The sequence below is a fragment of the Thermosipho sp. 1244 genome (assembly GCF_018588215.1).
Lineage (GTDB): Bacteria > Thermotogota > Thermotogae > Thermotogales > Fervidobacteriaceae > Thermosipho > Thermosipho affectus.
In genome coordinates this window covers 1-14,210 of record NZ_LNGA01000014.1, presented here as the reverse complement: position 1 = coordinate 14,210, position 14,210 = coordinate 1, and the positions used below count along the sequence as shown (strand labels likewise).

The following is a 14,210-nucleotide window of genomic DNA, read 5'->3' as shown; positions in this document are numbered from 1 at the left end:
TGATATTAATGATCCAGGGAACTGCTTCAAACGTTGGAAAATCTATTATTTCCACAGCTTTATGTAGATATTTTACAAAAAAAGGTTTAGATGTAGTGCCGTTTAAGGCGCAAAATATATCCTTAAACAGTGTGGTAAGTAAAGAAGAAGGAGAGATGGCAGTTGCTCAATATGTCCAAGCAGTTGCGTGTAATAAAAAGCCTAGTGTATTAATGAACCCCATACTTTTAAAGCCAGATGTAGAGGGTGTTCAATTGATAGTAAATGGGAAGCCAATAAAAAACGTGGAAAGTAAAAAGTATATGTATTCAGATAAAAAATGGATTTTAGATCAAGCATTAAAAGCATTGTACAAGTTGTTGGAAAAACATGAGTTGGTAATAATTGAAGGTTCTGGAAGTGCAGCTGAAATAAATATAAAGGATATTTCAAATATGGCGATTGCAAAGGCGGTAAATGCACCGGTAATTTTGATATCTAATATTGAAATGGGTGGTGCGTTTGCACAGATAGCAGGTGCTATGGTGTTATTTGGTAAGTTTGAAAAAAGCATTGTTAAGGGCTTTATTTTTAACAAGTTTAGAGGGGATAAATCTGTTCTTGGGGACTCTCCCAAAAAATTTGGTGAAAGGTTTAATTTAAAATATTTTGGAACAGTGGAGTACTTTAAACACTATCTTCCTGAAGAAGACCTGTTTTTTGAAAAAGAAGGAATTGGTGATTTAAAAGTAGATATTTTAAAACTTCCTCATATTTCAAATTCTTTTGAATTTGAGCCTTTATTTTTAAATACAAATGCAAAATTTGTTGAAAACATTCGTGAAGATGTGGATTTAGTGATAATTCCCGGAACAAAGTCAACTATCTTTGATTTAGAATGGATAAAACAAAGAAAAGATCAAATAAATGGAGCACTTTTAAATGGTGCCTTTTTACTTGGAATATGTGGGGGATATCAGATGTTGGGAAAAAAGATTGTATACAATGGTAAATGCTATGAGGGATTGGGATACTTAAACTTAAAAACAATTTTCTTAGAGACAAAAATTTTGAGGAATATAGTTGCAAAGGAAATGCTTTTTAATACGGATATAGAGGGCTTTGAAATTCACCATGGAAGAACAATATCGCATGAGAGTCCTTTTTTGTTATATGATAACGGAAAATTAGATGGAGCTATTAAGGGAAGGATATTTGGAGGCTATACACATAATTTGTTTAAAAATAAAGAATTTTTGAAAAAGTTTTTAAATTACATTAGAAAAAATAGAGGGTATAATACAAAAGATTTGTCATTGTTTACGCTTGAAGAAGAAATAGATAGGGTAAGTGATTACATAATAGGGCAGATAGACATAAAGGAGATAGAAAATGTTATTGGTCTTTAGTTTGTTGGTGGATTTAGTTTTAGGTGAGTTTCCAAGTATTATTCATCCAGTTATTTACATAGGGTTTTTAGGAAAAAGAGTAGAAAAGATGAAAAATTTTAGATTTTTTTGGGGAATGTTTTCTTTATTATTAGAGCTATTTTTTTGGTTTTTTGTTTGTAGATTAACTATGAAAGTTAGTGAATTTTTTGGTATATATTTTCTTTCGTCGACTTTTTCTATAAAGGCTTTGTATAGACATGTGGAACGGTGTAAAACAGACGATGAGAAGGTTTTAAAAAGACACGTATCTTTTATTGTCAGTAGAGATGTTTCAATGCTTAACAAAAATCAGCTGTACTCTGCTGCACTTGAAAGTCTTTCTGAAAATATTTCAGATAGCATAGTAGCACCGTTATTTTATTATTTGTTCTTTGGTATTTGTGGTGCACTAATTTATAGGGTAGTTAATACGTATGATGCACTTTTTGGATATAGAACAAAAAGATACGAATGGTTTGGAAAATTTGCGGCAAGGTGCGACGATATCTTAAACTTTATACCAGCAAGATTAACAGCCCTCCTTATTATTCCATTTAATTTTAAATCTATTTTATATCTAAAAAAATACAGAAAAATAAAAATAAATGCAATGTATCCCATGGCAGCTTTTGCCGGTGTGTTAAATTTGGGATTTGAAAAGGTGGGAGTTTACAAACTTGAAGGAAAAAAAGTGGAGAGGGAAGATATAGATAGAGGGTTAAAGTTGTATAAAAAGGTGGTATTTGTATGGATAATTTTAATAATGGTCATGGAGGTATTAAAGAAAAAGGTATATTAGATTTTTCAATTTCTGTTAATCCTTTGAGGTTGAGTTGGATAGAAAAACTTCCATTTGAAAACCTTTTTAGATATACATATATACAATGGATTGAAGAAAAGTTTTATAAACATTTTAATGGAGTTATTGTTGCTGGTGCGACTGAAGCATTTCACATAGTTGGATACCACATTTTGAATAATACGTATGTAATAATACCACGTCCAAACTATCTAGATTATTTTAAAGTTGCAAAATTTTCATCAAAATATATAGATAGTCCTTGGTATTTTGTAAAAAAGAAGTTGGATTTAAATATTTTGGAGAAAAGTATAAAGTGTGGAAAAAGAAAAAACAAAAAAGTTGCGGTGTTTTTAGGGAACCCAAACAATCCTACAGGTATTTATCAAGATCTGCATGAATTGATTGAATTGAATGAAGATGTGATTTTTATTGTCGATGAAGCATTTATTGATTTTGTTGGAAAGTTCGTGGATATAGATTATGAAAATGTTGTAAGAATAAGGACTTTTACAAAGTTTTTTGGAATACCAGGTATTAGGGTAGGATATGTGATTTCTAAAAAATTCGAGAATGTTTTCAAAAGGTATAGAATGGAGTGGGGAGTAGGTGGAATGGGATATACCTTTTTGGAAAAATTGTTGGATAATTTAAAAGATTTGAAGGATTTTACTTTAAAAACACATGAGTTTATAGACACTCAAAAGAAACTTTTTGAAGAATTTATGTATATTAAATCAGATGCAAATTATTTTTTGATTGATGTGAAAAATGTAGAAGAATTTTTAGATTTTTCACTTGAAAATAAAGTTTACGTTAGAGATGCAAGAAACTTTGGATTAAATTTGGTACGTGTTGGAATAAGAAATAAGGAAGATAATAAAGCGCTTTTAAATACTTTAAAGAAATGGAGGGATGTTTATGATTCACGTTTATACGGGAGATGGTAAGGGAAAGACAACTGCTGCTTTTGGACTTGCACTTAGGGCGGCATGTGCCGGAAAAAGGGTTTTTGTAGGTCAATTTGTAAAGGGGATGGAATATAGTGAATTAAAGGTACCAGAGTATATTCCAAATATAACGGTGGAACAATTTGGAAGAAATTGTTTTATTTTTAATAAGCCAACAAAAGAAGATATAGATGCAGCACAAAATGGATTTAAAAGGATAAAAGAAATAGTAAATGAATATGACGTGGTAATATTAGATGAGATAAATATTGCCATTTATTACAACTTAATTAGTATAGATGAGGTTTTAAAATTTTTAAAAGAAATAAAAGATGTAGAAATAGTGTTAACTGGTAGATATGCACCAAAGGAGTTTATTGATATAGCAGACCTTGTAACGGAAATGCGTGAGATAAAACATTATTACAAAAAAGGTATAAAGGCAAGAAAAGGAATAGAATTTTAATTGGAAATATTTCCATTAAAATTCAAGAAAATAACGGGTGTAAGTTATTTTATAAAATAATTTACATTTTTTTATTATAACGAACTTTTGTGGTATTATCTTAGAGGTTAATTTTCTTTAAAGGGGGTATTTTTGGATGAAAAAAGTTTTATGGGTATTGTTAGCTTTGGTTGGATTTTTATTTTTTGGTTGTATGAATTCTGTGGGGAAAAGTATACCTGATCCATTTAGTTATTTGCAAGGAAAAAGATTGGAAGATATCAGTAAAGTAACTGCAAAAGCTACAGGATATGCGGCTGTTTACGGTACTGTGAAGCTTCCAGATGGTACCTATGCACCTAATTTTTTGGTTAGTGACAAACTTTTAAAATCAAAAGGTGTGGAGTATGTTGAAGGAGAGTATGTGGTTTACACAGAAGGTAGCCTGAGTATTTTATCCAAAATGGGGATTTCTGTAGAAAGAACTTATGATGTTAGAGAAAATGGAAAACAAGGTCATATTTTGGTGATAAAAGCAGGCAAAATGCAGGTAGAAGCGTTAAAGAAAGTTTCCGGTGTAAAATATGTAGAGCCCAATTATATTTATAGAGCATACGCCGTTCCAAATGATACGTATTACAGTTATCAGTGGCATTATGATGCGATTAATCTTCCAAAGACTTGGGATGTTATAAAGAGCGCAAATGTGATTGTTGCAGTTGTAGATACAGGTGTAAGTTTTACACATCCAGATTTGCAAGGTATATTTGTACAAGGATATGATTTTGTGGATAATGACTCTGATCCAACGGATCCTGCACAAGATGTAAGTCATGGTACACATGTTACTGGTACAATTGCCGCTTTGAGTAATAATGGAAAAGGTGTAGCAGGCGTCAATTGGGGAGGATATGGAATTAAGATAATGCCCATAAGGGTATTGGGGGCAGATGGTTCTGGAACTCTTGATGCAGTTGCACAAGGTGTAAGATATGCAGCAGATCACGGTGCAAAGATAATCAATATGAGCCTTGGCGGAGGAGGAGATTCTCAAATTTTAAAAGATGCAATTCAGTATGCGTACGATAAAGGAGTTACAATTATTTGTGCGGCGGGCAACGAAAATGGACCAGTATCATATCCGGCAAAATATCCAGAGACAATAGCGGTAAGTGCAGTTAGATATGATCTTCAAAGGGCACCATACTCAAATTACGGCCCAGAAGTTGATGTTGCAGCACCGGGTGGAGATACAAGTGTAGATCAAAACGGTGATGGATATGCAGACGGAGTGTTAAGTACAACTTGGACACCAAACAACGGAGATACGTATATGTTCTTACAAGGAACATCAATGGCTGCCCCACATGTTGCAGGTGTTGCAGCATTGTTATACGCTTCAGGAAAGACCACGCCAGAGGAAATAAGATCCGCATTAAAAAATACGGCAAAGGATTTAGGACCAACTGGTGAGGATGATTACTATGGTGCAGGTTTGGTAGATGCATATGCTGCAATAAATTACAATGGAGGGGGAAGTGCGCCAAATCCGAATCCTCAACCATCTAATGTTGAAACAAAAGTTTTTGTGTTGAGGTATGATTTTTGGTCTGGACGATATTATGTGGTAAGTGAAATGGGAAATGTTTCAAATGGTCAATATACATTAAATTCTGTAACACCAGGATATTATTCATATGTATGTGCATGGAGAGATTACAACAACAACGGAACAATAGATACAGGAGATTACTTTGGATATAAAGGTGCATATACATTCTACAGTGATAGATCGTACATGATAGATCTACAAATGTCCGTAGAACAATAAAAGATGAAACCCCCGGTATATCCGGGGGATTTTTTAATTTAATGATAATTATTTTGGTTTTTTACCGTTTATAAATCTTACTTCGCCTTCACTTTTTAGAGGAATTGTTTTGTATTTCAAATTGTGGTGAGAAATTATCTTTCTCAGTGTCTTTGTTTTAGAGCGCATTACTATTGATTCTGTTATTGCTACATTTTTTGAATATTTAACACCTCTTAAAAGATCGCCATCTGTTACGCCTGTTGCCGCAAATATTACATTATCACTTTTTATTAAATCATCTGTTTTATACACTTTGTCAAGTTCATAGCCTTTTTCTGTTAATTCATTTCTTTCTTTTTCATCTATTGGCCATAATTTTATCTGAATTTCTCCGCCTAAGGACTTTAATGCAGCTGCCGCTAGAATGGCTTCAGGTGATCCACCTATTCCAATATATATATCCACATAACTTTCTGGGAGTGCAGTTGCAATTGCCGCTGCAATATCTCCGTCGCTTATTAGTTTTATTCTAGCACCTACTTTTCTTACTTCTTCAATTATTTCTCTATGTCTATCTCTGTTTAATATTACAACTGTAAGTTCGGAAATATCTATGTTTAAAATAGCCGCAGCGACCCTTAAATTTTCACGTATAGATGCGTTTATATCTAACTTTCCTGCAAGTTCTGGTCCAACGGCAAGTTTGTAAGAGTAAAACGTTGGCAGGTATTCAATTGCTCCTCTATCTGTTGCAGCCATGACACTTATTGCGTTGGGAAGTCCGTATGCAACTAACCTTGTTCCATCGACAGGATCAACAGCTATATCAAGCTCTGGTGTGTTTTCTTCCCAATTTCCCACTTGCTCTCCTATGTATAACATAGGAGCCTTGTCTTTTTCTCCTTCACCAATAACTACGACACCTTGCATATCTATGTAATCTAACATCCCTCTCATTGCATCACTAGCCATTTTGTCCACCATTTCTTTATTTCCTCTACCTAAATACCTGCTAGACATTAGTGCGGCTGCTTCTGTTACCCTTACCAACTCCAGTGTTATTTCCTTGGAAAGTCCCGACATTTTTACACCCCCACGTGTTTTATTTACAGGATAATTATAGCATTGCGTAAATGAAAAGTAAAATATTGTATACATATGGTTAATTATGTTTTTTTTAAATTTTTTTTTATAACCATTATTCAAGAGCCTTCATAGCCGTTTTGTAATCTATTTCGATCCAATCACCTTTTTTTAAGTTAAAATCATATAGATTTAGATTTCCTATTCTTATTCGTTCTATTTTTTTGTAAAAAAGACCTAAAGATTTTAGTATTAATTTTACTTCATGATATTTACCCTCTGTAATTATTATAGATATTAAATTGTTATCTATCTCTTTAATTATTGCAGGTTTAAAAGATCTGCCGTTTTTCAAGGTGATACCTTTTTTCGCCTTTTTTATCATTTCAACTGTAAGTATACCATTGATTTCCACAAGGTATTCTTTTTCTACGTTATATTTTGGTGAAATTACTTTGTGTGTAAATTCACCATCATTTGTTATTAATAGTAATCCTTCTACATCTTTATCAAGTCTTCCTGCAATATGAAGATTTTCAACGTAAGGATGTGTGATAAATTCGAATACGTTTCTTTCGTATTCGGATTTACTTGAAGTATATCCAGATGGTTTGTTAAATATTATATAAACTTTGTGGTATGGAGTTATTGTTTGGTCATTTACTTTTATTATATCGTTGTAATTTACCTTAAATTCTGGATTTTTGATTATTATTCCATTTACGGAAACTATTCCTGTTTTAATAAGTTTTTTTACATCTTTTCTAGAACCAACTTTTGCATTTGCCAAAAATTTATCTAGACGCATTTTTAATCGCCTCAATTACTTTTAGTACTCTATAATTTTCTTTCACATCGTGGACTCTTATTATCTCAACACCTTTTAGTGCACAATACGCCGTGATTGCGAGAGTGCCTTCCAAGCGTTCTTCAACTGGAAGATCAAGAATCATTCCTATCATGGATTTTCTACTTGCACCGATTAATAAAGGAAAGCCAAGTTTTTTAAATTCATCTAGATGTTTTAAAATTAGAAGGTTGTCTATAAGTCTTTTGCCAAAGCCAATACCTGGATCAATTATAATTTTTTGTATACCACGGTTTTGGGCAAATTTTATTCTTTCTTCAAAAAAAGAGTAAATTTCTTTTATGGTATCTTCATAATATGGATTTTTCTGCATATTTTTGGGAGTGCCTTTCATGTGCATTAGTATTACTGGACAGTTATATTTTTTTACAACACTAGCCATATTTTCGTCAAATCTAAGTGCACTTATATCGTTTACTATATCGGCACCAACTTTAAGACTTTCTTCTGCAACTTTTGATTTGTAGGTATCAACTGAAACAACTATATCAAAATTTTTCTTTATAAGTTCGATAGCTGGAACAACTCTATTCAGTTCTTCTTCTTCGGATACTTCTTCTGCACCCGGCCTTGTACTTTCACCACCTACATCGATTATTTTTGCCCCATTTTTGATCATATTATCCACTGTTTCTAGTAGTTTATCCTTGTTTATCCGACTTTTTGGGTAAAAAGAATCTGGTGTTACATTGATTATTCCCATGATTTTGGTTTCATTAAAATTCATTTTATCCCCTCCTTTTCTAATTTAATTATATAGAAAAATATTAATAGGTAAAGGATTATTTTGGGTTATAATAGGATAAAGAAGGAGGGGGTTATATGAGTTTATTTGATCTTGGTGATATTAAAACAGTTAAAATTTCACAACCGATATTTTTGAAAGGAAACAACGAAAAAGGTATTTTGTTAATCCATGGATTTACAGGAAGCCCACATGATATGACGTATCTTGCAAAGAGGTTGAATGAGGAAGGCTATACTGTTATGGTGCCACGTCTTCCTGGACATGGTACATCTTCTTTAGACTTTTTAGAAAGTAATTGGAGAGATTGGCTTAGAAGGTCTTTAGACAGTTATTTTGATTTAGCTGGTTTGTGTAAAGATGTGTATGTAGCAGGACTTTCCATGGGAGGAGTGTTAACTTTAGTTTTAGCAAGTATAGTTAATCCAAGAAAAGTTATTTCTATTGCAGGTGCTATTTTTACCATGGAAAAAAGAATAGCTTTAACACCTATAATTTCATTCTTTGCAAAAAAGGTTAAGAAAGAAGGGTACGGTGAAAAGTATGATAACGAGGATTTGAAATATTTGTCTAAGGAGTACTGGTCGTATAATTGGCCACTTCAAGCAAAACACTTGTATAAATTGATGAAAATAGCAAGGAAAAGATTGAAATTTATAAAATCGGATATACTTATACTGGCATCAGAAAAAGATCAAGTAGTACCTCTGAAGGCAGCTCATTATATTTACAAAAACGTTTCATCAGAACGAAGAAAATTGGAAGTATTTAAAGAATCAGGTCATGTGATGACGAATGATATTGAAAAGGAAAAGGTTGCGAAAACGATAATAAACTGGTTAAGAGGGTAGTGTTACCACCAACGATTTATGCGTTTCTTTTCTATTTTTAATTTTTTAAGTATAAATGCAGTCTCTATCTTTGCATTTTCGTATATTCTTTGAGTAGGTCTTCTTGCTATTATGTTGAGTACGTTAAACATAAATATAGTAGGTGAAACATATTTTTGTGTTCTTATAGTTGCAAATATAAATATAGCCATCATTCTTAGTATTCCTTCTATAACAAAGTATATTTGAATGCCAAATATGTGATAATTATTTATGTAAAAATTGTATTGATTAAATATTGAGGCAAAGTATCCGCCAAGTATAGAACCAATAAGTCCACCAAGTCCCCCAAAAAAACCAAAAACGGCAAAATACATGGGGGACATTCTTTTTGCCGTTTCCATTGGCAAAATTAACAATGATATATTTATAGCTGCCCATCCAACACCTGATATTATTGCATCAAGGGTCATTGCAAAAGGCCAATGTTGTTCATTCATTAATATCCAGATAATAGGAGTAACAGAGACAAACGAAAGTCCTAAAATCATAACGGTTTTATTCCCGTATTTATCACTTATCTTTCCCCAAACAAAGTAAAAAATCATGGAAATTAGAGTCATTGCAATGGTTGCATAACTTATGTAAGTCATGGATATTTTTAGATTTTTTAATTGGTGGTATGAGAAAAAGGGAGCGGTTAGTAAAAGGATAAAATTCCAGTACATGTTTGCAAAAGAAAGTTTCATAAAGTTTTTTTCTTTAAAAACTTCTTTTATTTCACTTAAAGTTCCCAAACTTTTTACGGGGGGGTCATCTACGGGAATTAAGGATAAAAGTGCAAGTAGATTTCCTATTAGAGTAATTAAAATAACGTATACAAAATTAAAAGGAGCAGATACGTTGTCTATTATGTATGAAAAAACGTAAAATATTATAAGTGTAGAAAAAGATATTAAAACACTTCTAATACCAAAATATTTCCCCCTTTTATTTGATGGGATTATATCTGAAACAAGTGAGGACCACGTGTTTCCCGCAAGGGATGTAAAAGCTTGAGAAATTGCAAAAATTGTTATTAATATTAAAGGGGATTTGCTATTTGTTAATATGGAGATTAGTACAACAATCCATAAAAATTTAAAGGAGTTGAAGACTGCAAGTAATTTTTTTCTGTATTTAAATTTTTCTATTATGTATGGCGTTACTATTTGGAGTAGTTGGAAGACCATGGGAAAAGCAGCTGTAATCCCAAGTAGAATTTCGTTAAATTTGAAATACAAAGCAAGTGCTGTAAATACAACACCTTGGGTAAGTAAAAAATAAAAGTTTGAAAATATACCTTCTAAAATTAAAAATTTTTCGTTTTTATTCAACCTTTTATAACCCCCAAAGGTACTAATTTGGCTACTTTTTTGGAAAGTCTTAATTTGTCCACTATTTCCACTACTTTATCTATATCTTTGTAAGCATTTGGTGCTTCTTCTATTATAGTTCTTTTGGATTTACTTTTTAATATTATACCCTTTCTTTCAAGATTTGAAAGTATATCGTTTAGTTTTAATTTTTTTAAGGCTTGCCTTCTACCCAGGATTCTTCCCGCTCCATGTGCAGTAGAAGAAAATGCAAAGTTTTCGTTTGTTCCTACTAGAATATACGAGAAAGTTCCCATGTCACCAGGGATTATGACTGGTTGACCTATATTTTCGTATTTTTCAGGTAATTCTTTTTGACCAGGGCCAAGAGCCCTGGTTGCGCCCTTTCTGTGGACTATAACTTTTTGACCATCGTGAATTTCAACTTTTGCTATATTGTGTACTACATCATATACCAAATATAGTTTTGAAATATCAGAAAAAGCCTTTCGAACAAGATGTGTGATTATTTGTCTGTTTGAGAATGCAAAATTTGCGGCACAGTTCATTGCAGAATAATACTTTTGACCGATTTCACTTTTAAATTGAGCATAGACAAGTTGTTTATCTGGAAGGTCGATATTTAGATTTCTCATTAGTTTAATGTAATCCGTTGCAACTTGATGACCAAATCCCCTGCTTCCCGTATGGATCATTACAGTGATTTGTCCTTCAAAAAGCCCTAATACATTTGCTATTTTTTTATCGTATATTTCTTCTACTTTTTGAATTTCGATAAAATGATTTCCAGAGCCTAAAGTACCTAACTCTTCTTTGCCTCTTTTGTAGGCAGTGTCTGATACATCTAGCATATTTGCGGGTAATAATGTGCCGTTGTCTTCTATAAAATTTAAGTCTTCTTCATAACCAAAACCTAGTTCGATAACTGCTTTTGTGCCATTTTCTATTATTTTTTTAAAGAGTTTTTTTTCAAATTTTTTTGAAGTTGAACCAAGTCCTACGGGTACTAATTTGTATATCTTTTCTAAAACTTTTTGTATGTGTTTTGAAATTTCCTTGTATGTAACTTCACTTTTTAATAGTCTAACGCCACAATTTATATCAAACCCCACACCTCCAGGGCTTATAATTTCTGAAAATGCCGCAACACCACCAATTGGAAATCCATATCCCCAATGTATGTCGGGCATTGCATATGCAGCTTTCACTATACTTGGTAAAGATGCAACATTTTTGAGTTGTTCAATAGCTTCAGATATTTCATTTAAACTATCTGTAAGTACAAAGGCATCGACTTTCATCTTTCCGCTCTTTTTTATCCTATACATATTTATCACCCCAAAGTTTTATTACTTCTCTTTCTAAAAAGAATTCATTAATTTCGTTTGTAATGAATTCTTTTATTATCTTTGCCGGTCTGTTTGATAAGATTAAGATTCTATCTGAAAGTGAAATAGCCTCTTTTATGTCGTGGGTTACAAGTATAGTGGTTATCTTTCTTTTTTTTATTTGTGCGTTAATATCATTTATCAACTTCCACTTTATATGTATATCAAGCGAAGAAAAAGGTTCATCTAAGAGTAGAATTTCTGGTTCTACAATTAGTGCGCGTGCGAGATTTATTCTTTGATTCATTCCACCACTTAACTTTGCCGGGTAGTAATCTTTGAATTGAAATAAATCAAGTGAAATTAGAACTTCCTTTATCTTTTGGTCATCTTTTCCCACAAATTTAAGATTTTCATATACCGTTTTCCAGGGAATTAACCTCGGTTCTTGAAATATGTATCCTATTTTTTTAAAGCTTTTTTTTACTTTTCCGCTGTATTTTTCAAGACCTGCTATAATCCTTAGTAGTGTGGTTTTACCACATCCCGAAGGACCTAAAAAGGTGATTTTTTCTCCTCTTTTAATTTTAAATTCGATGTTTTCTAAAACTTTTAGACTTCCAAAACTTTTATTTAGGTTTTCAATCTTTAATATCATATAATATCACCTTTTTAGTTAGGAATTTAATAGCTCTTTCGGTTGATATTCCAAGTATTACGGCTATTATAGTCAGAGCATAAACTTTTGGAATGTTTACATATTGTCTTGCCCATGATATTTGTACACCTATTCCTTCTTTTCCAGCAAGGTATTCTGAAACTATTATAACCTTCCATAAGTTACCAGAAACTACTTCAAGTGCGCTTAATAAAAATGGAATAACGGAGCCAAAGTATATATCTTTTATAATTTTTTTCTTTGAGACATTATATATTTGAGCCATTTCCAATAATTTTTTATCTGTGTTTCTCACACCGTGTGCAACTGAAAAAGTAACGTTAGGTATGAGGGATAACACGGTGATGATTATTGGTCCTGTAATACCAATTCCCCATATAAATATTACAAGCACTAACCAAGATATTATTGGTACAGATTGAGATATTGTAAATATAGGTCTTAGTAACTCAAAGCATTTTTCACATATCCCCATTACAAAACCGAATATAAATCCCAATAATAATGTAAAAAAAAGTGCAATAAATCCTTTTAATAGTGTAGAATATATGGAATTCCAAATGCTTTTAGAAAATATAAGTGTAATAAAAATCCTCCCTACTTCCAGTGGAGTAGGGAGTATTAAAGATGAATTTATAACCAAGGCTAAAAAATACCAAATAATCAAGAATAAAACAAGTCCATATGCAAATTTCATTTTAGATAAAATCCTTCGTCTGGAATTTTTGGTATCCCCTCTTTATAAAGGTTATGCATCGTTTCGAGAAATTTTGAGACTTCATCTTTGCAATCAGACACGTATTTAAATTGTGTTCTTTCAAGTGATTTTTTGAGAACGGGTTTTGGAATTGGTAAATACTTGCTTGTAATTTCAAGACTTTCATCTACATGAGTATTTGCGTATGAAACACTTTCTTTGAATATTTTCTCCACTTCAAGTATGGTATTTTTGTACTTTGAAATATCATCTATTACGAAAAGTCCTGCAATTGGAATACCAAGTTTTGAATTCGATATTTTATTCCATTCTTCTTGAAAATCTAAAACAATCTTTCCTTTGGACAGACACATTGTGACAAAAGGTTCAGGAAGAGCAGCAAAGCTTATTTTTCCAGAGTTAAATAGTGCAACGATTTCTTGTGGTGGAGCATATGCAAATTTTACATCTTTGTCGGGAGTAAGTCCTTCTTTTGTTAAGAGATACCTCAAAAGCACATCTACAGTTTGTCCTCGTCCGTGTGCAGAGTACACTGTTTTTCCTTTTAGAGATTTTAGACCTTTAAAATCTGTGTTTGATACAAGGTAAAATACCTTCCATTCGTGTACCCCAACTAGTTTTATGTCTATACCTTTGGTATAAAGGTTTGCTGCAGTGGTAATGGGTAATACGACAAATTTTGCGTACTTTGTGGCAACCTTTGCAATAACGTCATCTAGATTTTTCCAAAATTCAACCGTTAAGTCTACATTCCCAGTTACGTTTTTATTTAATATTGGTGCAACTGGAAATATAGTTGGACCAAATGGATTTAACAGTGTAAGTGGAAATTGGAGAACTGCAAGTAATAATAGAAAAACAATTAATTTTTTCATATTTATCACCTCCAATATAAATTATACCACAACAAAAAGGGACCTCCTACGAGGTCCCTCTCTGGAGCAGGCGGTGGGACTCGAACCCACACCCTCCTCCTTACCAAGGAGGCGCTCCACCTCTTGAAGCTACGCCTGCAACCAGAAATATTTTAACAAATTAGGTTTTAGTTGTCAATATTTTCAGAGTCTGTTTCAAAAATAGTAAGAGACTAATCCGAAATCAAAAAATAGATACAAAAATATAATAAAATACTTTTGAATTACCTTTGAATAACCTTTTCTAACAATA

14 protein-coding genes and 1 tRNA gene are annotated in these 14,210 nt (G+C 32.3%); 6 read left to right on the top strand and 9 right to left on the bottom strand.

What is annotated here, in order from left to right; all coding sequences use genetic code 11:
• Positions 1-8: 8 nt before the first annotated feature.
• The 5 genes from AS157_RS03430 to AS157_RS03410 all read left to right on the top strand — a co-directional run bounded on the left by AS157_RS03430 (position 9) and on the right by AS157_RS03410 (position 5,434).
• The gene (locus AS157_RS03430) at positions 9-1,388 is read left to right on the top strand and encodes a cobyric acid synthase (RefSeq protein WP_231450336.1); all 1,380 of its coding nucleotides are present in this window, start codon (positions 9-11) and stop codon (positions 1,386-1,388) included.
• Positions 1,372-2,208, top strand: a complete 837-nt coding sequence (cbiB, locus tag AS157_RS03425) for an adenosylcobinamide-phosphate synthase CbiB (RefSeq protein WP_077289379.1) — start codon at positions 1,372-1,374, stop codon at positions 2,206-2,208. The genes AS157_RS03430 and cbiB overlap by 17 nt, the downstream gene beginning before the upstream one ends.
• A complete protein-coding gene (locus AS157_RS03420; RefSeq protein WP_077289380.1) occupies positions 2,157-3,158 on the top strand; it encodes an aminotransferase class I/II-fold pyridoxal phosphate-dependent enzyme in 1,002 nt (333 codons plus the stop codon). Before cbiB ends, AS157_RS03420 begins: the two co-directional genes overlap by 52 nt.
• On the top strand, positions 3,124-3,624 hold the full coding sequence (locus AS157_RS03415) for a cob(I)yrinic acid a,c-diamide adenosyltransferase (RefSeq protein WP_077289381.1): 501 nt from the start codon (positions 3,124-3,126) through the stop codon (positions 3,622-3,624). Before AS157_RS03420 ends, AS157_RS03415 begins: the two co-directional genes overlap by 35 nt.
• Positions 3,625-3,760: 136 nt before the next feature.
• Positions 3,761-5,434 (top strand): S8 family peptidase, encoded by a 1,674-nt coding sequence (locus tag AS157_RS03410; protein ID WP_077289382.1) that lies wholly within the window; start codon positions 3,761-3,763, stop codon positions 5,432-5,434.
• Between the two features lie 48 nt (positions 5,435-5,482).
• Here AS157_RS03410 and glpX read toward each other — a convergent pair whose 3' ends face one another.
• From glpX to folP, 3 genes are all read right to left on the bottom strand, one after another.
• Positions 5,483-6,499, bottom strand: coding sequence for a class II fructose-bisphosphatase (gene glpX / locus AS157_RS03405; RefSeq protein ID WP_077289383.1), 1,017 nt, complete (start codon positions 6,497-6,499; stop codon positions 5,483-5,485).
• Positions 6,500-6,614: 115 nt separating this feature from the next.
• On the bottom strand, positions 6,615-7,307 hold the full coding sequence (locus AS157_RS03400; protein ID WP_077289384.1) for a pseudouridine synthase: 693 nt from the start codon (positions 7,305-7,307) through the stop codon (positions 6,615-6,617).
• On the bottom strand, positions 7,294-8,094 hold the full coding sequence (folP, locus tag AS157_RS03395; protein WP_077289385.1) for a dihydropteroate synthase: 801 nt from the start codon (positions 8,092-8,094) through the stop codon (positions 7,294-7,296). The genes AS157_RS03400 and folP overlap by 14 nt, the downstream gene beginning before the upstream one ends.
• Before the next feature lie 95 nt (positions 8,095-8,189).
• Between folP and AS157_RS03390 the strand changes: the two genes are divergently transcribed.
• Complete coding sequence (locus AS157_RS03390) at positions 8,190-8,963, top strand: alpha/beta hydrolase (RefSeq protein ID WP_077289386.1); 774 nt, start codon at positions 8,190-8,192, stop codon at positions 8,961-8,963.
• A 2-nt stretch (positions 8,964-8,965) separates the two neighbouring features.
• Here the strand turns inward: AS157_RS03390 and AS157_RS03385 are convergent, their stop codons facing one another.
• The 6 genes from AS157_RS03385 to AS157_RS03360 all read right to left on the bottom strand — a co-directional run bounded on the left by AS157_RS03385 (position 8,966) and on the right by AS157_RS03360 (position 14,057).
• Positions 8,966-10,318 (bottom strand): MFS transporter, encoded by a 1,353-nt coding sequence (locus AS157_RS03385; protein ID WP_077289387.1) that lies wholly within the window; start codon positions 10,316-10,318, stop codon positions 8,966-8,968.
• Entirely contained in the window at positions 10,315-11,646 is a 1,332-nt protein-coding gene (locus AS157_RS03380; RefSeq protein WP_143611767.1) for an RtcB family protein, read from the bottom strand. Before AS157_RS03380 ends, AS157_RS03385 begins: the two co-directional genes overlap by 4 nt.
• Positions 11,639-12,304 carry an ABC transporter ATP-binding protein gene (locus AS157_RS03375; RefSeq protein WP_077289388.1) on the bottom strand — a complete coding sequence of 222 codons (666 nt, stop codon included), beginning with the start codon at positions 12,302-12,304 and terminating at the stop codon, positions 11,639-11,641. Before AS157_RS03375 ends, AS157_RS03380 begins: the two co-directional genes overlap by 8 nt.
• Positions 12,288-13,022 carry an ABC transporter permease gene (locus AS157_RS03370; RefSeq protein WP_075665939.1) on the bottom strand — a complete coding sequence of 245 codons (735 nt, stop codon included), beginning with the start codon at positions 13,020-13,022 and terminating at the stop codon, positions 12,288-12,290. Before AS157_RS03370 ends, AS157_RS03375 begins: the two co-directional genes overlap by 17 nt.
• Entirely contained in the window at positions 13,019-13,918 is a 900-nt protein-coding gene (locus tag AS157_RS03365; RefSeq protein ID WP_077289389.1) for an ABC transporter substrate-binding protein, read from the bottom strand. The genes AS157_RS03370 and AS157_RS03365 overlap by 4 nt, the downstream gene beginning before the upstream one ends.
• Positions 13,919-13,980: 62 nt before the next feature.
• Positions 13,981-14,057, bottom strand: a tRNA-Thr gene (locus AS157_RS03360).
• Between the last annotated feature and the right edge of the window lie 153 nt (positions 14,058-14,210).

What these genes read in the sequence shown, in the direction of transcription:
- AS157_RS03430 (WP_231450336.1), top strand. Translation starts at nt 9, where the DNA reads ATGATCCAGGGAACTGCTTCAAACGTTGGAAAATCTATTATTTCCACA.
- cbiB (WP_077289379.1), top strand. Translation starts at nt 1,372, where the DNA reads ATGTTATTGGTCTTTAGTTTGTTGGTGGATTTAGTTTTAGGTGAGTTT.
- AS157_RS03420 (WP_077289380.1), top strand. Translation starts at nt 2,157, where the DNA reads ATGGATAATTTTAATAATGGTCATGGAGGTATTAAAGAAAAAGGTATA.
- AS157_RS03415 (WP_077289381.1), top strand. Translation starts at nt 3,124, where the DNA reads ATGTTTATGATTCACGTTTATACGGGAGATGGTAAGGGAAAGACAACT.
- AS157_RS03410 (WP_077289382.1), top strand. Translation starts at nt 3,761, where the DNA reads ATGAAAAAAGTTTTATGGGTATTGTTAGCTTTGGTTGGATTTTTATTT.
- glpX (WP_077289383.1), bottom strand. Translation starts at nt 6,499, where the DNA reads ATGTCGGGACTTTCCAAGGAAATAACACTGGAGTTGGTAAGGGTAACA.
- AS157_RS03400 (WP_077289384.1), bottom strand. Translation starts at nt 7,307, where the DNA reads ATGCGTCTAGATAAATTTTTGGCAAATGCAAAAGTTGGTTCTAGAAAA.
- folP (WP_077289385.1), bottom strand. Translation starts at nt 8,094, where the DNA reads ATGAATTTTAATGAAACCAAAATCATGGGAATAATCAATGTAACACCA.
- AS157_RS03390 (WP_077289386.1), top strand. Translation starts at nt 8,190, where the DNA reads ATGAGTTTATTTGATCTTGGTGATATTAAAACAGTTAAAATTTCACAA.
- AS157_RS03380 (WP_143611767.1), bottom strand. Translation starts at nt 11,646, where the DNA reads ATGTATAGGATAAAAAAGAGCGGAAAGATGAAAGTCGATGCCTTTGTA.
- AS157_RS03375 (WP_077289388.1), bottom strand. Translation starts at nt 12,304, where the DNA reads ATGATATTAAAGATTGAAAACCTAAATAAAAGTTTTGGAAGTCTAAAA.
- AS157_RS03370 (WP_075665939.1), bottom strand. Translation starts at nt 13,022, where the DNA reads ATGAAATTTGCATATGGACTTGTTTTATTCTTGATTATTTGGTATTTT.
- AS157_RS03365 (WP_077289389.1), bottom strand. Translation starts at nt 13,918, where the DNA reads ATGAAAAAATTAATTGTTTTTCTATTATTACTTGCAGTTCTCCAATTT.